Origin of the sequence: Bradyrhizobium sp. LB14.3 (assembly GCF_040547985.1) — a bacterium.
Lineage (GTDB): Bacteria > Pseudomonadota > Alphaproteobacteria > Rhizobiales > Xanthobacteraceae > Bradyrhizobium.
This window is the reverse complement of sequence record NZ_JBEPQT010000002.1, coordinates 568,611-585,398: the sequence shown is the minus strand read 5'-3', so window position 1 is coordinate 585,398 and position 16,788 is coordinate 568,611. Positions and strand designations below refer to the sequence as shown.

Here is a 16,788-nt window from a genome sequence, read left to right as displayed (position 1 = left end):
TTATCTGATGGCAATGATGTACACGCCGACCATTCCGCCGCCCGACCCGAACACGCGCACGCCGAAGTTCAAGCTGCCGAAGCTGTCCTGCGACGCGCATTGCCACATCTTCGGACCCGGCGCGAAATACCCTTACGCGCCGGACCGCTCCTACACGCCGCCGGATGCGCCGATCGAGGATTTCCGCGCGCTGCATGCTCAGCTCGGCGTTGAGCGTGCCGTCATCGTCAATGCCAGTGTGCACGGCACCGACAACACGGTGGCGCTCGATGCCATCGCGCAGAGTAACGGCGCCTATCGCGCGGTCGCCAATATCGACGACACCATCATCGAGCGCGGGCTTCACGTGCTGCACGAGGGCGGCTTCCGCGGCTGCCGCTTCAATTTCGTCCGCCATCTCGGCGGCGTTCCCGACAAGAGCGTGTTCAATCGGGTCATCGCGATGGTCGCGCCGCTCGGCTGGCACATCGACCTGCATTTCGACGCGATCGACCTGCCCGAATATGCCGACATGCTGGCAAAGCTGCCGCTGAGCTACACCATCGACCATATGGGACGGGTGAAGGCATCCGAAGGGCTCGATCAGCTGCCGTTCAAGATCCTGATCGAGCTGATGCAGCGCGACGAGAAGTGCTGGGTCAAGATCTGCGGCTCGGAGCGGGTGTCTTCCAGCGGTCCGCCGTTCACCGACGCCGTGCCGTTCGCGCGAAAAATCGTCGAGACGGCGCCCGACCGTGTCATCTGGGGCACCGATTGGCCGCATCCCAATGTCAAGGCGATGCCGAATGACGGGGATCTCGTCGATTTGATCCCGCTGTTCGCGCCGGAGCCGGAGTATCAGCAGAAGATCCTCGTCGACAATCCGGCGCGCCTGTTCGAGTTCGACCAATGACGGCGCTAGCGATCGACAAGCCGCGCGGCCGCGCCTGGTGGAAGGAGCTCTGGATCCAGGTGCTCATCGCCATGGCGGCCGGCATTGCGCTTGGGATCGTCAATCCCGAGGCGGGCGCCAAGATGCAGCCGCTTGGGGACGCCTTCATCAAGGCGATCCGCATGCTGATCGCGCCGATCATCTTCTGCACCGTCGTCCATGGCATCGCGCATATGGCCGACATGGCCCGTGTCGGGCGCGTCGCCGTCAAGGCGATCGTCTATTTCGAGGTCATGACCACGATCGCGCTGATCATCGGCCTCGTGGCGGTCAACCTGCTCAAGCCCGGCGTCGGCATGAACATCGATCCCGCCAGCATCAATGCCAGCGCGATCGAGCCCTATGTCAAGCAGACCGCCGTGATCGGCTTCGTGCCGTTCCTGATCAACATCGTGCCGGCGACCTTCATCGGCGCCTTTGCCGAGGGCAACATCCTCCAGGTTCTGTTCATCTCGGTGCTATCAGGCTTTGCGCTGGTGCAGCTCGGCGAGCGGGCCGCGCCGCTGGTCAATCTGATCGACATCGTTGCCAGGATGGTGTTCGCCGTCGTCGGTTTCGTAATGTGGGCGGCCCCGATCGGCGCGTTCGGCGCCATTGCCTTTACAGTCGGCAAGTTCGGCGTCGGCTCGCTGGCATCCCTCGGCAAGCTGCTGGGCGGCTTTTATTTCACCTGCGTGATCTTCATCATCGTGGCGCTCGGCCCCGTTGCGCGTCTCTGCGGCTTCTCGCTCCTCAAGCTGATCCGCTACATCTGGGAAGAGTTGCTGATCTGCATTGCCACGACATCGTCCGAGACGGTGCTGCCGCGGATGCTGACCAAGCTGGAGAAGGCCGGCTGCGAGAAGAGCGTGGTCGGGCTCGTGATCCCGACCGGCTATTCCTTCAATCTCGACGGCACCTGCCTCTATCTCGCCGCCGCCTCGGTGTTCCTGGCGCAGGCGACCAACACGCCGCTCGGGCTCGCCGAGCAGATCGAGCTGCTCTTGATCCTGCTCGTGACCTCCAAGGGCGCGGCGGGAATCGCGGGCGCCGCCTTTGTCGTGCTGGCGGCGACCCTGTCGGCTACCGGCAGCATTCCCGTGACGAGCGTCGCGCTGGTGCTCGGCATCCATCGCCTGATGTCGCAGGGGCTGACGCCGACCAATCTGATCGGGAACGCAGTCGCGACCATCGCGATTGCCAAATGGGAAGGCGCGCTCGATGGCGAACGCCTGAAGCGCGTGCTCGACGGCGGGGAACCCGCTGCCGCTGCTTGATGAACTGATGACGCTTACGAACAAAAGAGGGGAGTTTGTCCCATGAAAACAGGTCTCGTGATCACCGCCCATCCGGGCGATTTCGTCTGGCGCGCCGGTGGCGCCATCGCGCTGCATGCGAAGAAGGGCTTTCGCATGAAGATCGTCTGCATGTCCTTTGGCGAGCGCGGTGAGAGCCAGTTCGCCTGGAAGGAAAAAGGCGCGACGCTGGAGTCGGTCAAGGCGGGCCGCAAGGACGAGGCGGAGCGGGCCGCAAAGCTGCTCGGCGCCGAGATCGAGTTCTTCGATTGCGGCGACTATCCGCTGAAGCTCAACGAAGCGCATTTCGACCGCATGGTCGACATCTACCGCGAACTCAATCCCAGTTTCGTGCTGACGCACGCGTTGGAAGACCCCTATAATTTTGACCATCCGAACGCGGCGCATTTTGCGCAGGAAACCCGCGTGGTCGCGCAGGCCATGGGCCACAAGCCCGGCGCGCAGTACCAATACTCCGCGCCGCCGGTGTTCCTGTTCGAGCCGCACCAGCCGGAGCAGTGCAATTACAAACCGGACCTGCTCCTCAAGATCGACGAGGTCTGGAAGGAGAAGTACGAGGCATTCCAGATCCTCGCTGCGCAAAAACATCTCTGGGGCTATTACGAGCGCGTCGCGCTTAACCGCGGCATCCAGGGCAGCCGCAACACCGGCGTGCCGATGACCTATGGCGAGGCCTATCAGCGCCTGTTCCCGACGGTTGCAGAGGTGCTGGCATGAGGCCGGTCGTCGTTCGCAACATCAAGCGTGCCGATCCCGCCGGCATGGCCGAATACGGCGTTTCGACCGTGCACGAGGCCTATGGCCGCATCGGCCTGATGAAGCCGTACTTGCGGCCGGTCTGGCCGGGCGCTTCGATTGCCGGTCCCGCGGTCACCGTGCTGGCGCAGCCCGGCGACAATTGGATGATCCATGTCGCGGTCGAGCAGTGCAAAAAGGGCGACATCCTCGTCGTCGGCTGCACCACGGACAACACCGACGGCATGTTCGGCGAGCTGCTCGCGACGTCGCTTCAGGCACGCGGCGTGCAGGGGCTGATCATCGATGCCGGTTGCCGCGACGTCAAAGCGCTGCACGAGATGAAGTTTCCGGTGTGGTCGCGCGCGGTTTCAGCCAAGGGGACGGTGAAAGCGACGCTCGGCTCGGTCAACGTCCCCGTAGTCTGCGCCGGCGTCAACGTCGATCCTGGCGACATCATCGTGGCCGATGACGACGGCGTCGTCGCGGTGCCGAAGCGCTATGCGGCCGAGGTCGCCGAGAAGGCGAAGAAGCGCAATGCGGACGAGGGCGGCAAGCGCACGCGGCTCGGCTCGGGCGAACTCGGGCTCGATATGTACAGCATGCGCGAGGCCTTGGCGAAGGCGGGGCTCGTCTATGTCGACAATCCCGAGGACGTCTAAAGCGAACAGAAGCGGAGTGCGCTGATGGATCGTCTCAAGCTGAAGGCCGTGCTGGGCAGTCATCTCCATGTCCGGTCGGTGAAGAGCGGCGAGCTCCGCTCCGACCGTTTCGATCTCGATTTCATCGATTACACGCCGACCAACACCGCATTCAAGCCGATGGTGCGCGAGCAGGCTTTTGACGTCTGCGAGATGGCAATCGTCACCTATCTGATGGCGAAGGCGCATTGCAAGCCGCTGGTGCTGCTGCCGGCCACCATGCTCGGTCGCTTCCAGCATTCCTACGCGCTCTATAATCCTGCGCATGGAACGCTCGGCCCGTCCGATCTCGAAGGCAAGCGCGTCGGCATCCGCTCGTTCACGACCACGACCGGCGCCTGGATCAGGGGCATCCTCGCCAACGATTGCGGCGTCAATCTCGACAACATCCGCTGGGTGACCTTCGAGGATCCGCACGTCGCCGAATATGTCGACACCACCGAGCGCGCACCGAAGGACAAGAAGATCCTGCAGATGCTGCTCGACGGTGAGCTCGACGCCGTCCTCGGCGAGGCCTCGAATGATCCCAAGCTGAAGACGCTGTTCCCCGATCCGGCCGCGGAAGCCGCCAAATGGTACGCGCGTCGCGGCGTCGTGCCAGTCAACCATCTCGTGGTCGTGACCGAGCAGCTCGCGAAATCGCACCCTGATGTGGTCGCGGGCGTCTATGATCTCCTCAAGCAGAACAAGGAACAGATCGGCGCGGCGGCAACACCTGATCTCGTGCCATTCGGGTTCGAGGCGAACAGAAAGCCGCTGGAGCTGATCGTCGACTACGCGTTCCAGCAGTCGCTGATCCCGCGCCGATATGCGGTCGAGGATCTCTTCGACGAGACGACGCGAGGACTGAACTGATGGCGGGTGATCCCAGGCTCTGGCAGATCGGGCTGGTCGGCTATGGCGAGGTCGGCAGGATTTTGGCCGAGGATCTGCGCCAGCAGGGCATCAAGGTCTCAGCCTATGACGTCAAGCTCGGGGGCGAGCAGGGCGCGTCCCTGAAAGAGCATGCGGCGAAATTCGGTGTCGGGCTGGCCGCTTCTCACGCCGAGCTGACCACGAAATCCGATTTCCTCATCTCTGCCGTCACGGCGAGTCAGGCCGTGCCCGTGGCGCAAGCCTGCGCCGCCGCGATCAATCAGGGCACCTGGTTTCTGGATTTCAATTCGGCGTCGCCCGGCGCCAAGCAACGCGCTGCGGCGCTGATCGACGGCGCCGCCGGGCACTATGTCGAGGGTGCCGTGATGACCTCGGTGCCGCCTTATAGGATCAAGGTGCCGCTGCTGCTCGGCGGTCCCGGCGCCAGGGAGCTGGAGCCGCTTTTGAACGCGATCGGTTTTGCGGCCAAGGTTGTGAGCGACAAGCTCGGTGTTTCCTCGGCGGTAAAGATGTGCCGCAGCATCATGATCAAGGGCCTGGAGGCCATGGTGATCGAGAGCTTCACCACCGCGCGCGCCTATGGCGTCGAGGATGCGGTGCTGGCTTCCCTGGCGGAAACCTTTCCCACGATCAATTGGGAGAAGCAGGGTGCTTATTTCTTCCAGCGCGTGATCGAGCATGGCCGCCGCCGCGCCGAGGAAGTGCGCGAGGTCGCAGAGACCGTGCGCGAGGCGGGGCTGACGCCGTGGTCCGCGCAGGGCACCGCCGAGCGTCAGGGCTGGGTCGCCGATCTCGCCGACGAAGGGGTGTTCGGACCTAAGGGAACGAAGGAATTCGCCCGCAGCGCCGACTGGCGCACCGAAGCGGACAAAATCCTGGCGAAGATCAATCGCGAGAAATAAAGCGGTTGCTGCTCAGGATTTTGCCGTGCGACAGCCGGTGAACTCGTCGCGGGCGCGTTCGATCAGCGCCATCAGGTTCTCGGCTTTGCGGGCCAGCCGATCGGTCGCGGCTTCAGTGCGGAATTCTGCGCGGATCGACCGAATGCACTTGTCGGCGATATCGAGCGTGAGGAGCGTGCGCGTCAGGTCATCCTGGGTCCGGACGCCGGCCAGATCGAGGTCCGACAGGACATGCCCGATGCCGTCGAGCCGCTTCACCGCAGCCTCGCTGGGCGTTCTCGCTCGAATGGTGTGAGTGTCGATACTGCTGAATGCGCTGAACATGTCGATGCTTCCCGTTGAATGCAGACATCAGTGCAGGTCCTGCAATGACCGGCACCGCGGGATTTGCAATGCGCGCAGCTATCGGGAATCAGCAAGAATCTACTATCCGGGAATCTACCGGATTTGGAATTTTGAAACGATCGGCGGTAATATCGAACGGAAGTTGCTGGCGATCAGCCGCGCTTCAATACAGATATGCATTGGGAGCGGATCAGGAACCGGGGCGGAACACAGTGGGCCGCTGCCGCGCAAACGTTTGCCGGCCGTCCTTGAAGCCCATCACGATATCCGGCAACTCCGCGATGGCGAAGCGGCTGTCTTGCGTATCGAGCACGACGAGATCGGCGGGGTTTCCGACCTTGATGCCGTAATCCCTAAGGTTCATCAGCCGCGCCGGCAGCTCGGTCACGAGATCGAGGCAGGTGTCGAAGTCGTTGACCGAGGCATGTGCGACATTGGCGTAGAAATTCGCCATTCGCAGCAGTGAGGCATCGCCGAACGGCGTGAAGGGATTGAGCACGTTGTTGGTCGCGACCGAGCACAGCACGCCTTCGCCGGCGAGCTTGTGGGCGAGTGTCAGCCCGCGCGGCGCGTTGTGGGTCGCTTCGCGCCCCATCAGATAGAGATCGGTTGCCGGCAGCACGGTGACGGCAACGCCGGCTTGCGCCAGTTGCGCGGTGGCGGCCTTCAGCCGCTCCGGTGGCAGTGCGGAGAGTTTCGTCGCGTGGCCGATCGCCACGCGCCCCCCGTAGTTGCGCCGCTCGGTCTGCCGGCAGACCTCGTCGAGATGCCACCAGGAGGGATCGAGATCGAAATCGAGATGGAGATCGACGTCGACGTCGAACGCTTCGGCAAGATCGAAGATGCGTGCGAGATGCGCGTTCGGGTCGGTGTCCGTGTAGGGGCAGCCACCGATCACCTCGCCGGCGTCGCGGAGCGCCTGGATCAGCAGCCCTTCGCTGCCGGGATCGTTGGTGAGGCCTTCCTGCGGAAACACACAGAGCGAAAGGTCGATTGCCCAGGCATAGTCGCGCTTGAGCGACTTGACCGCCTCGAAGCTGCGCAAGCCGATGCGCGGATCGATCTCGACATGGGTTCGCATGCGCGTCGTGCCGTGCACGATGGCGCGTTCCAGCACCCTGGCGCCGCGTGCATAAACGTCCTCGACCGTAAAGTCCTTCTTCATCCCGGCAACGGCGCGGATCGCTTGCGAGACGCTGCCGTGATTATGATCGCAGCGGCCGAGCAGGCAGGCCTTGTCGAGATGGATGTGGCTGTCGACGAAGCCGGGCAGGGCGAGGCGCCCGCCGACATTGACCTCGATGGCCTCGCAGGCGAGTGTCGGTTCGATGGCGGTGATGCGGCCGCGCGTGACGCCGATATCCACGGGGCTGGCAGCACCGCGCAACACGGCGTTGCGAAAAATCAGGTCAAATGCTGATTGCGTGGTCATGGCTTCTTGCGGAAGGAATTTAGAGCAATCGGCCGGGATCGGCGGCTCCAGATTATCGGCAGTGTAGCGAGGGAAATGTTCAAAATATATGCACGTGTTCCCCGGGAGCGGGGTTAGTGTTGCGCAAACCCCGGGAGAATGAGCCATGTCCGTTGCCGCAAGAGCTGAAGCCGGTCCGTTGTCCGATGCCGCGATCGTGGAAGCCTATCTTACCGCATCCATGATCCCCGATCCGGATGCCGCGGCGGCCTACATGGCGCTGGGCACGGTGATCACCTTTACCGGCGGGCGCGAGTTCGATCATCCGCGCGGCCCGACCTCCTTCAACGCCAAGCGTTACCGCTGGGTCAAGAAGAAGATGGACCGGTTCGACGTCTGCCCCGGCGACGGCGAGACCGTGGTCTACAGCATCGGAACGCTCTACGGCGAATGGAAAGATGGGACCCCGTTCGAGGGCAACCGCTACGTCGACCGCTTCGTGGTGCGGAACGGCAAGATCACCAAGATGGACGTCTGGAACGACAGCGCCGAGCGCATCCTGATCCAGCGCGGCATCGACGCGTAAGAGCCGTCCCGGCGCTCGAGCCGCCCCGATTTGACGGAGACAAACGGCCGCTGGCGGCTGGCGCGTGCCTGCGCTATCAACCTTGCGATTGCTGCGCCCGGCATGGACGCGCAAGTTTCTTTAGGAGCCCCCGATGCGTTTACCCACCGTTGTCCTGGCCCTCACATGCCTTGCGACTGCCGCCTCAGCCGAAGACCTCACGGGTACGCTCCAGAAGGTCAAGGAGACCAGGAAGATCACGCTGGGTTATCAGGAGGCTTCGGTCCCGTTCAGCTATCTGGACGGAAACCAGAAGCCGGTCGGCTTCGCCATGGACATCTGCCTCAAGATCGTCGACGCCGTGAAGAAGCAGCTCGGCATGCCCGACATCGCGGTCGACACTCTCGCCGTGACGTCGTCGAACCGGATTCCGCTGATGGTCAACGGCACGCTCGATCTGCATTGCTCGGCCACCACCAACAACGCCGATCGCCAGAAGCAGGTCGCCTTTACCAATACGCACTTCCTCAGCGCAACGCGATTTGCGGCCAAGAAAGCCGCGAAGATCAACACCATCGACGATCTCAAGGGCAAGGCGGTGACGGCAGTGGCCGGCTCGGTCAATTTGACGCAGCTCGCCAAGGTCAACACCGAGCGCAATCTCGGCATCAACGTGATGCCGGCCAAGGATCAGGCCGAGGCCTTCCTGTTGCTGGAAACCGACCGCGCGCAGGCCTACGCGCTCGACGACGTGCAGCTCGCAGTCGCGATCGCGCGCTCGAAGGAGCCGCAGCTGTTCATGATCAGCGAGGAGACGTTCTCGAAGCCGGAGCCTTACGGGATCATGCTGCGGCGGGAGGACGCGCCGTTCAAGGCGCTCGCCGACCGCGCGACTGCGGAGCTGTACGCGAGCCCGGAGATCGAGGTCCTCTACAAGAAGTGGCTGCAATCGCCGACGCCGCCGAGCGGCCTCAACTACAACGTCCCGATGTCACCGGCCCTGCGCAGCTCCTTCAAGAAACCGAGCTCCAGTTTTGATCCTGATGTGTATGCGGTGAACTGAGGCGAGGGCGCTAGCGCGTCCGCGGCGTGTCGAGGAGTTGGCCGGCCAGCGCCACGCCGATTGCCGCGATCGCAGCCATTGCCAACGCCCACGAGACGAAGAGCCGATGGCCGATCAGCGCGCCGCTAATTAGTGGGGCGCTGATATTGGCGCCTGACATCAGCGACTGATTGAGGCCCATGATCATGCCCTGACGGCTGATCGCCGTGCTGCGCGACAATTCCTCCGTTAGCGTACGATGAGCAGGCCGAGCAAGCGCCAGGCGTAGCGAATGCCGGGCAGTTCCGTCCGTCGCGGAATCCGGTTCCGTCTGCGCTGTCCTTGTTCGCTTTTGCGTGATCGGCTGAATATACGAGGCTGTATAGTCGCAGACTAATAGTTCGTGTCCTATCTAATTTGCATGGCTCCTTCGCAGGCTCATATCCACGCCGAAATCGGCCGGCTCGTCACGCGCCTTGGCCGGATCTGGCGGCGCGAGTCTGATCAGGCGTTGTCCGATCACGGCCTGTCCTATGCGACGGCTATCCCGCTGCTGGTGTTGTCGCGCCAGGGCGCGAACGTCCGGCAGGGTGTGCTCGCCGACGAGCTCGGTATCGAGGGGCCATCGCTGGTCCGGTTGATCGACCTGCTCCAGGCCGAGGGTCTGGTTGAACGCCGGGAAGACCCAACCGACCGCCGTGCCAAAACGCTACATCTGACCAAGGCGGGCGATGCCAAGGTCGAGGAGACCAACCGGATTCTGCGGCGCGTTCGGGCCAGTCTCCTCAGGGATGTCGGGCCCGAGGAACTTGCGATAACCTTCGAGACTCTTCAGCGCATCGAGCAGCGGGCCAGTCGCCTGCAGGAAGCCAAGGCACTTCCAAAGGCGTTTCCAGAGGCGAAATAGTCATGCGCGCAGACGAGCCGTTCCTGGTCCGCCACGCGGACCTCATTTTCGCGTTGAAGACGTTTGCCGCGTCGATCCTGGCGCTCGTCATCGCGCTGGCGATGGACTTGCCGCGGCCCTATTGGGCGATGGCCACCGTCTACATCACCTCGCAGCCGCTGGCGGGTGCGACCAGCTCGAAGGCATTCTTCCGGGTGATGGGCACGCTGGTCGGCGCGATCATGACGGTGGCATTGGTGCCGAACCTGATCAATTCGCCCGAGCTTCTGTGCCTTGCGATCGCGCTCTGGGTCGGGCTCTGCCTTTATCTGTCGCTGCTCGACGGCACGCCGCGCAGCTATGTCTTCATGCTGGCCGGCTACACTGTCGCGCTGATCGGCTTTCCCGCTGTGTCCGAGCCCGGCGCCATCTTTGACACGGCGGTATCTCGGGTCGAAGAGATTTCGCTCGGCATCATCTGCGCCAGCCTCGTCTCCACCATCATCTTCCCCCGCAGCGTTGCACCTGCGGTTGCGAGCCGTGTCGATCTCTGGCTGTCTGATGCGCGCCGTCTCAGCCAGGCCGTGCTGTTGCGCGAGGGCACCAGCGAATCCCGCCGCCCCAGGCGCCTCAAGCTCGCAACCGACATCGTCGAGATCGACACGCTCTCCACCCATCTTGCCTATGACCGGCTGACCGATCGCAATGCGGTGAGTAGCCTCGGTGAAATCCGCTTGCGCATGCTGATGCTGTTGCCGGTGATCGCCTCGCTCGAGGATCGGCTGGCCGCGTTAGGTGAGGAGGCACTGCGCCGGCAGCCCGAGTTGAAGCGGCTGCTGCAGGATCTGGCGCAATGGATCACGAGCGACCTCAGCGCACGGCAGCCGGCCGAGCGGATCCGCGCCGTCATCGCGGAGCGGCAGGCGGTGCTCGATGACATGGCGTCCTGGGAGCGGATCATCACCACGAGCCTGCTGTCGCGGCTGCGCGACCTGGTCGACCTATCACGCGACTGCCGTGCGTTGACCGAGGCGATTGCCGAAGGCAGCAATGTTACAACCCTCGATCTGGCCTTTCACTCCGAGGCCGGCGCCGCGCCCGTGCGTCATCGCGACCGCGGCCTTGCTTTGTGGTCGGCGGCCGGTGCGGCCACGGCCATCCTGATCTGCTGCGCGTTCTGGATCGGGACCGGCTGGCCCGACGGCGCGTCGGCGCCGATGATGGCTGCGGTCGCGTGTTCCTTCTTCGCCGCGCAGGACGAGCCCGCACGCTTCATCCGCAGCTTTGGCCTGTGGTCGCTGGTCGCCATTGTGGTCGTCGCGGTCTATTTGTTCGCGCTGGTGCCTGCGATTTCTCATATTGAGGTGCTCGTCGCCGCGCTCGCGCCGACCTTCTTGCTCTACGGCTTCCTGATTGCGCGGCCGGCGACGGCCGGCACCGGCATGGCGCTCGCGGCCAACACGGCGACGCTGCTGGCGCTGCAATCGACCTACAGCGCGGATTTTGCGTCTTACGCCAATTCGGCGGTCGCCTTCTTCGTCGGCGTGGCCATCGCCGAACTCGTGACGCGCATCGCACGTGGGGTGGGGGCCGAGTGGATCGCCAATCGCCTGGTGCTGTCGAACTGGACGACGCTCGCGGTCGCTGCCGAGCGCCGCGGCAAGCGCGACCGGGCGGAGTTTGCCGGCCTCATGCTGCACCGGCTCGGATTGTTGGTGCAACGCATCGCTTTTCTGTCGGAGAGCGATCGCCGCGATGCCGACAGCCTGGTCCAGCTTCGCATCGGGATCAACATCATCGACCTGCGACGCGCTCGCTATGGCCTCGCGGCGTCGACCATTTCCGTCATCGACGACATGCTCGACCAGCTCGCCATCGCCTGCCGCAAATATGCGGGCGATGGAATGCCGGTCGAACTCCTGACCAGCGTCGATCGGGCGCTGGCCCGGGCGTTGAAGGATCCCAACGAAACAGCGCGCGAGGATGCCCTGATCGGCCTCGTCGGCATCCGCCGCGGCCTGTTTCCGGACGCACCGGCCTATCGGCCGCGCACAGGCGAGAGTGTTGCGGCATGAGATATCAGATCGACCTCTACGGCGTGCTCGTGCCGGCGCTGCTGTTGTGGATCATCATCGCCTATGCATTGAGCGCCGTGCTTCGCCGGTTCATGCAGCGCTTCGATCTTTATCGGCTGGTTTGGCACCGCGCGCTGTTCGATTTCGCGATCTTCGTCTGCCTTCTCGGCGTCGTCGTCTATCTCTCGGAGTTTTTGCCATGAAGGGGAATTTTGCCTGGCTCGGTCGCCTCGCACTCACCGCGCTTGCCATCGTCGCGGCACTCGCTGTCGGCCGTGAGCTCTGGGTCTATTATATGGAGCAGCCGTGGACCCGCGACGGCCGCGTGCGTGCCGATGTGGTGCAGGTCGCGCCCGATGTGTCGGGCTTCGTGACCGAAGTGCTGGTGAAGGACAACCAGAAGGTTCATCGCGGCGACGTGTTGTTCCGGATCGACCGTGAACGTTTTGCGCTGGTGTTGCGGCAAGCCGATGCATCGGTGGCCGGTCATCAGGCGACGCTCGACCAGGCCAATGCCGATCTGAAGCGCTACAACGCCTTGACGACCGACGCCGTGTCGCAGCAGAAGCAGGAGCAGGTGCTGGCCACCCAGCTCCAGGCCAAGGCGGCGTTCGATGCGGCCGTCGCCGACCGCGCGGTCGCCCAGCTCAACCTCGATCGCAGCGAAGTCCACGCCTCCGTGAATGGCGTGATCACCAACATGGATTTGCGTCCCGGCGCTTACGTGACGGCCGGGAAAGGCGTGATGGCACTCGTCGACACCGACACGCTGCATGTGGAAGGCTACTTCGAGGAGACAAAACTTGCGCGCATTCGTATCGGCGACAAGGTCCAGGTCCGCCTGATGGGCGAGAAGGTCATGCTGCCAGGCCGTGTCGAGAGCATCGCCGCCGGCATCGAGGACCGCGACCGTGCCGAGGGGGCAAGCCTGCTTGCGAACGTCAACCCGACCTTCAGCTGGGTCCGCCTCGCCCAGCGCGTGCCGGTACGCATCGCGCTGGATCCGGTGCCTGAGAATATGTCGCTGGTCGCGGGACGCTCGGCGACGGTGGAGGTGCTGAACTAGGCGCGATTGCCATCGCTCGATTCAAGCGTTCGAATATTTCTTCAGTTCGAACCGTGCGATCTGATTGCGATGGACCTCGTCGGGGCCGTCGGCGAGGCGCAGCAAGCGCGCGGTCGCATAGGCCTGCGTCAATCCAAAATCGTTCGACGTGCCGCCGCCGCCGTGCGCCTGGATCGCCCAGTCGATGATCTGGCAGGCCATGTTGGGCACGGCGACCTTGATCATCGCGATCTCGGCTTTCGCCACCTTGTTGCCGACGATGTCCATCGCATAGGCGGCGTTGAGCGTCAGCAGCCGGGCCTGCTCGATCATGATGCGGGCTTCTGCGATGCGCTCCTGCGTCACTGTCTGCTCGGAAACCGGCTTGCCGAAGGCGACGCGACTGCGCACCCGGCGGCACATCTTTTCCAGCGTGCGTTCGGAGAGCCCGATCAGCCGCATGCAATGGTGGATGCGGCCGGGTCCGAGGCGTCCCTGCGCGATCTCGAAACCGCGGCCCTCGCCGAGCAGCATGTTTTCCTTTGGGACCCGCACATTGGTGAAGACGACCTCGGAGGCACGGTCGGGCACGCCGTAGAAGCCGAACACGGGCAGGGCACGCTTGATCTCGAGGCCTGATGTCTCCATCGGCACCAGGATCATGGATTGCTGCTTGTGGCGGTCTGCATTGTCAGGATCGGTCTTGCCCATGAAGATGCAGATCTTGCAGCGCGGGTCGGTCGCGTTGGTCGTGTACCATTTGCGGCCGTTGATGACGTAATGGTCGCCGTCGCGGACGATCGAACTCTCGATGTTGGTCGCATCGGATGAGGCGACTGCAGGCTCGGTCATGGCGAAGCAGGAGCGGATTTCGCCTGCGAGCAGCGGCTTCAGCCAGCGCTCCTTGTCCTTCTCCGTGCCGTAGCGCTCCAGCACCTCCATGTTGCCGGTGTCGGGCGCCGAACAGTTGAACACTTCCGGTGCGAGATGCGAGCGGCCCATGACCTCGCAGAGCGGGGCATATTCGAGATTGGTGAGGCCCGCGCCGTGACTGGATTCCGGCAGGAACAGGTTCCAGAGACCTTCGGCGCGCGCCAGCGGCTTCAGCTCCTCGACAACCGGATAGACCTTCCACGGCCCGAGTTCTTCCGCCTCGCGATAGAAGCGCTCCTCGTTCGGATAGATGTGCCGGTCCATGAAGCTTTCGAGCTTGCGCTTGAGCTCGACGACTTTGGGCGACATCGGGTAGAGCATCTGGGCCTCCTGTGGATAGATCAGCGCCTGCGTTCGGGGGGCAGGCTGGATTCGAATCGCGCCGACGATCGCGCGGCACGGCGCTGCATCGTCATCAGCTGGCCAGCCGTAACTTGGGTCAGGGCCGACATGGTGCGTTGCGATGTTAACGGCCGTTCACAGGCCGTCTTGCGTCGTGCAGCGATTGAGAAGCGAGCAGGACAATAACAAGCAACAAACCGCAACTGTTGCTCACACGATACTGGCAATTCAAAGCGCTGTGCCTAAGATCGGCCTCAATTAAAACGGGGGCTGAAATCATGACAATACAAGGGGACTTCGGAAGCGCATCGTTGCGGATCGCTCGCCCTTAGTTCGCTAATCGACAGGCCGCGGAGCGCATTGTCCTAGGCTGCGCCCGGGCTCTTCCCGCAACCAGGAACGTCTGTCCGTCGATCCGCAGCGAGCGTGATCGCCGGTCCCGTGCGTTCAAAAACGAGCAGGAGCTTAATCCTAAAGCTGCAATCTGGAACACAACTTAAAATAGATACACATAAATAAATCAACTTAAATACTAGATAAGGAAATGGACATCGACATGCCCCCACATTCAGGACGTTTCGTAACTCGCCGACGTGGACTCGCAGCCGCAATTGCAGCGGCGAGCGCGGCATTCACTTCACCTGCTCTTGCCGGCGGTCCGCTGCCTGCACCAATTGTCTCCTGGACCGGCTTTTATGCCGGCGTCCACGGCGGCTGGGGATGGGGCAAGTCGGAGTTTCGCGATCCCAACAACAGCCCCGCCAACAATCCGTTCTTTGCCTATTACAACGGGCCGCTCGCTGGCGGACAGTTCGGCTACAACTGGCAGCAGGGCAACTACGTCCTCGGCGCCGAGATCGACGGCTCCTGGTCTTTCGTGAAGGGCAACACCAGCACCTCGCCCCTCATCACGGCGAGCACCAACAACGGCGTCGGCTACACCGGGCTCGCGACCGCGACGGGGCGGGTCGGCTACGCATCGGGCCAATGGCTCGCCTACGCGAAGGGCGGCGCCGCCTATGCCCGCATGGAGCTCTCGTCGAGGTTCACGGCTGAGCTCACCAACTACAACCGGGAACTGTTCGGTGCGGTCGGCGGCGTCGGCCTGGAAGTGTCCTTCCTGCGCAACGTCTCCGCCAAGGTCGAATACAACGCGATCTTTTTCCCGACCGAAACGCTCCACTGGGTGAGCCCGGACACGACGTCTGAAATCAAGCATTTCGTCCAGGTGGTGAAGGCCGGCATCAACGTGCGCTTCAACGGCGACGGCGGCCTCACGCGCTAATTCCCCCGCATCGAAACAGCATTCAGCAGAAATTGGAGAACATCATGTCAACCATATCCATGAACCGCCGGCTCGTTGTGCGCCGTGCCGCCCGGACGATCACTGCCGCCGTCGCTGCCGCCGGCCTCACCGCCATGGTCGCCGCACCGAGCCACGCTGCTCCGGTCGAGTACGTCAAGATCTGCTCGTTGTACGGCGCCGGCTTCTACTACATTCCGGGCACCGACACCTGCACGAACGCCAACCAGGCCGTGACGAACCAGTTCGACCTCGCGCGTGCGCAGACCCGCGCGTCGACTGGCACGGCGATGGCTGCATCACTGGTCGCGCCGTGGCTTCCGACCGGCACGAACTACGCGGTCTCGACCCACTGGGCGACCTATGACGGCCAGCACGCCGCAGGCTTCTCCGGCCTGGTGCGGGTCTCGGGCAATTTCGTGTTCTCGGGCGGCTTCTCGCTTGGCCTGGACAAGGGAAGCCTCACGTCCAGCTCGAACCGGACGCAGACGGAATTCGGCACGGCGATCCCCGCGCAATCGTGGAGTGACGTCCGTGGCCTCGGCCGCGCGGGCTTCATGTACGCCTGGTAAAGCACCCGAAACCTCATCCGATAATTCATTCCAGTATTTTGAAAGATCATCCCATGACAATCTCCATCCTGCGATCGGCGCGCCGTTTCCTCTCCTGCGCTGCTGCTGTCACGCCGCTTCTCGCAACCATTTCGCTCACCGCAACCTCCGCAATGGCAGCCGATATGACCGTGAAGGTTCCGGTCGTCGCTCCGGTGCCGCTCTGGAACGGCTTCTACATTGGTGTTCACGGCGGCTATGGCGCGGGTAGCAGCCGCCTTGTCGATCCGAGCTTCGCTTTCGCGCAGGACCGCTTCACGATGGACACGCGCGGCGCGATCGCAGGTGCGCAGGTCGGCGCCAACTGGCAGTTCGACAACCTCGTGGTCGGCGCCGAGCTCGATCTCTCCTGGGCATCGATCAAGGGTAGCCGCCCCGCCGATCCCGCGGTCATCACCTCCGGCCTTGCCGTGGCGTATCATGCGCTGGCGACGGGCACGGGCCGCGTCGGCTACGCATTCGACGGCTTGCTGGCTTACGTCAAGGGCGGCGTCGCGTGGGCCAATGTCGACTACCAGGCCTTTACCGGCACGCCTTTCCCGGTCGACATAAATCACCAGCGAACCGGTTTGATCGGCGGCGTGGGTCTTGAATACGCGCTGACGAACAATCTCTCGGCGCGCGCGGAATACAACTACCTGTATTTCGGTCCGGCTGCGATCGCACTGACGACACGGATCAGCACCCAGAATGTCGATCACGACCTGCACCTTTTGAAGCTCGGCGTGAACTACCGCTTCAACGGCGATGCCATCGTTGCTCGTTACTGAGCAGCGCCACCGTCATTGAT

Annotated in this window: 19 protein-coding genes; 15 read left to right on the top strand and 4 right to left on the bottom strand. The window is 63.3% G+C overall.

The window, feature by feature from the left end:
• Positions 1 to 7: 7 nt before the first annotated feature.
• The 6 genes from ABIB00_RS06585 to ABIB00_RS06560 are packed head-to-tail and all read left to right on the top strand — an operon-like array spanning position 8 to position 5,440.
• A complete protein-coding gene (locus ABIB00_RS06585) occupies positions 8 to 892 on the top strand; it encodes an amidohydrolase family protein (protein ID WP_354103866.1) in 885 nt (294 codons plus the stop codon).
• On the top strand, positions 889 to 2,187 hold the full coding sequence (gene dctA / locus ABIB00_RS06580; RefSeq protein ID WP_354103783.1) for a C4-dicarboxylate transporter DctA: 1,299 nt from the start codon (positions 889 to 891) through the stop codon (positions 2,185 to 2,187). Before ABIB00_RS06585 ends, dctA begins: the two co-directional genes overlap by 4 nt.
• A gap of 42 nt (positions 2,188 to 2,229) precedes the next feature.
• Positions 2,230 to 2,943 carry a PIG-L deacetylase family protein gene (locus ABIB00_RS06575; protein ID WP_247345618.1) on the top strand — a complete coding sequence of 238 codons (714 nt, stop codon included), beginning with the start codon at positions 2,230 to 2,232 and terminating at the stop codon, positions 2,941 to 2,943.
• Positions 2,940 to 3,623: a 4-carboxy-4-hydroxy-2-oxoadipate aldolase/oxaloacetate decarboxylase gene (locus ABIB00_RS06570; protein WP_354103782.1), complete on the top strand. Its 684-nt coding sequence runs from the start codon at positions 2,940 to 2,942 to the stop codon at positions 3,621 to 3,623. Before ABIB00_RS06575 ends, ABIB00_RS06570 begins: the two co-directional genes overlap by 4 nt.
• A gap of 24 nt (positions 3,624 to 3,647) precedes the next feature.
• Positions 3,648 to 4,517 (top strand): substrate-binding domain-containing protein, encoded by an 870-nt coding sequence (locus tag ABIB00_RS06565; protein ID WP_354103781.1) that lies wholly within the window; start codon positions 3,648 to 3,650, stop codon positions 4,515 to 4,517.
• Positions 4,517 to 5,440 (top strand): DUF1932 domain-containing protein, encoded by a 924-nt coding sequence (locus ABIB00_RS06560; protein ID WP_354103780.1) that lies wholly within the window; start codon positions 4,517 to 4,519, stop codon positions 5,438 to 5,440. Before ABIB00_RS06565 ends, ABIB00_RS06560 begins: the two co-directional genes overlap by 1 nt.
• A 12-nt stretch (positions 5,441 to 5,452) precedes the next feature.
• On the opposite strand, the gene ABIB00_RS06555 is transcribed toward ABIB00_RS06560, so the two are convergent.
• Together ABIB00_RS06555 and ABIB00_RS06550 are read right to left on the bottom strand one after the other, a co-directional pair.
• Positions 5,453 to 5,764 carry a hypothetical protein gene (locus tag ABIB00_RS06555; RefSeq protein ID WP_354103779.1) on the bottom strand — a complete coding sequence of 104 codons (312 nt, stop codon included), beginning with the start codon at positions 5,762 to 5,764 and terminating at the stop codon, positions 5,453 to 5,455.
• A gap of 211 nt (positions 5,765 to 5,975) precedes the next feature.
• Positions 5,976 to 7,217 carry an amidohydrolase family protein gene (locus tag ABIB00_RS06550; RefSeq protein ID WP_354103778.1) on the bottom strand — a complete coding sequence of 414 codons (1,242 nt, stop codon included), beginning with the start codon at positions 7,215 to 7,217 and terminating at the stop codon, positions 5,976 to 5,978.
• Positions 7,218 to 7,362: 145 nt separating this feature from the next.
• On the opposite strand from ABIB00_RS06550, the gene ABIB00_RS06545 reads away from it, so the two are divergent.
• Positions 7,363 to 7,782 (top strand): nuclear transport factor 2 family protein, encoded by a 420-nt coding sequence (locus ABIB00_RS06545; RefSeq protein ID WP_354103777.1) that lies wholly within the window; start codon positions 7,363 to 7,365, stop codon positions 7,780 to 7,782.
• 133 nt (positions 7,783 to 7,915) lie between these two features.
• Entirely contained in the window at positions 7,916 to 8,824 is a 909-nt protein-coding gene (locus ABIB00_RS06540; protein ID WP_354046659.1) for an amino acid ABC transporter substrate-binding protein, read from the top strand.
• Between the two features lie 10 nt (positions 8,825 to 8,834).
• Here ABIB00_RS06540 and ABIB00_RS06535 read toward each other — a convergent pair whose 3' ends face one another.
• Positions 8,835 to 9,011 carry a hypothetical protein gene (locus tag ABIB00_RS06535; protein WP_354046661.1) on the bottom strand — a complete coding sequence of 59 codons (177 nt, stop codon included), beginning with the start codon at positions 9,009 to 9,011 and terminating at the stop codon, positions 8,835 to 8,837.
• Positions 9,012 to 9,224: 213 nt separating this feature from the next.
• Between ABIB00_RS06535 and ABIB00_RS06530 the strand changes: the two genes are divergently transcribed.
• Genes ABIB00_RS06530 through ABIB00_RS06515 form a run of 4 tightly spaced genes read left to right on the top strand, consistent with a single transcriptional unit; the run spans position 9,225 to position 12,830 of the window.
• Complete coding sequence (locus ABIB00_RS06530; RefSeq protein ID WP_354103865.1) at positions 9,225 to 9,710, top strand: MarR family winged helix-turn-helix transcriptional regulator; 486 nt, start codon at positions 9,225 to 9,227, stop codon at positions 9,708 to 9,710.
• 2 nt (positions 9,711 to 9,712) lie between these two features.
• Entirely contained in the window at positions 9,713 to 11,764 is a 2,052-nt protein-coding gene (locus ABIB00_RS06525; RefSeq protein WP_354103776.1) for an FUSC family protein, read from the top strand.
• On the top strand, positions 11,761 to 11,967 hold the full coding sequence (locus ABIB00_RS06520; protein ID WP_354103775.1) for a DUF1656 domain-containing protein: 207 nt from the start codon (positions 11,761 to 11,763) through the stop codon (positions 11,965 to 11,967). Before ABIB00_RS06525 ends, ABIB00_RS06520 begins: the two co-directional genes overlap by 4 nt.
• On the top strand, positions 11,964 to 12,830 hold the full coding sequence (locus ABIB00_RS06515; RefSeq protein WP_354103774.1) for an efflux RND transporter periplasmic adaptor subunit: 867 nt from the start codon (positions 11,964 to 11,966) through the stop codon (positions 12,828 to 12,830). Before ABIB00_RS06520 ends, ABIB00_RS06515 begins: the two co-directional genes overlap by 4 nt.
• 21 nt (positions 12,831 to 12,851) lie before the next feature.
• Here the strand turns inward: ABIB00_RS06515 and ABIB00_RS06510 are convergent, their stop codons facing one another.
• Entirely contained in the window at positions 12,852 to 14,063 is a 1,212-nt protein-coding gene (locus ABIB00_RS06510) for an acyl-CoA dehydrogenase family protein (RefSeq protein ID WP_354103773.1), read from the bottom strand.
• Positions 14,064 to 14,640: 577 nt separating this feature from the next.
• Between ABIB00_RS06510 and ABIB00_RS06505 the strand changes: the two genes are divergently transcribed.
• The 3 genes from ABIB00_RS06505 to ABIB00_RS06495 are packed head-to-tail and all read left to right on the top strand — an operon-like array spanning position 14,641 to position 16,768.
• Complete coding sequence (locus ABIB00_RS06505) at positions 14,641 to 15,369, top strand: outer membrane protein (protein ID WP_354103772.1); 729 nt, start codon at positions 14,641 to 14,643, stop codon at positions 15,367 to 15,369.
• A gap of 44 nt (positions 15,370 to 15,413) precedes the next feature.
• Complete coding sequence (locus tag ABIB00_RS06500; protein ID WP_354046669.1) at positions 15,414 to 15,959, top strand: porin; 546 nt, start codon at positions 15,414 to 15,416, stop codon at positions 15,957 to 15,959.
• A 53-nt stretch (positions 15,960 to 16,012) separates the two neighbouring features.
• Complete coding sequence (locus ABIB00_RS06495) at positions 16,013 to 16,768, top strand: outer membrane protein (RefSeq protein ID WP_354103771.1); 756 nt, start codon at positions 16,013 to 16,015, stop codon at positions 16,766 to 16,768.
• Positions 16,769 to 16,788: the final 20 nt, after the last annotated feature.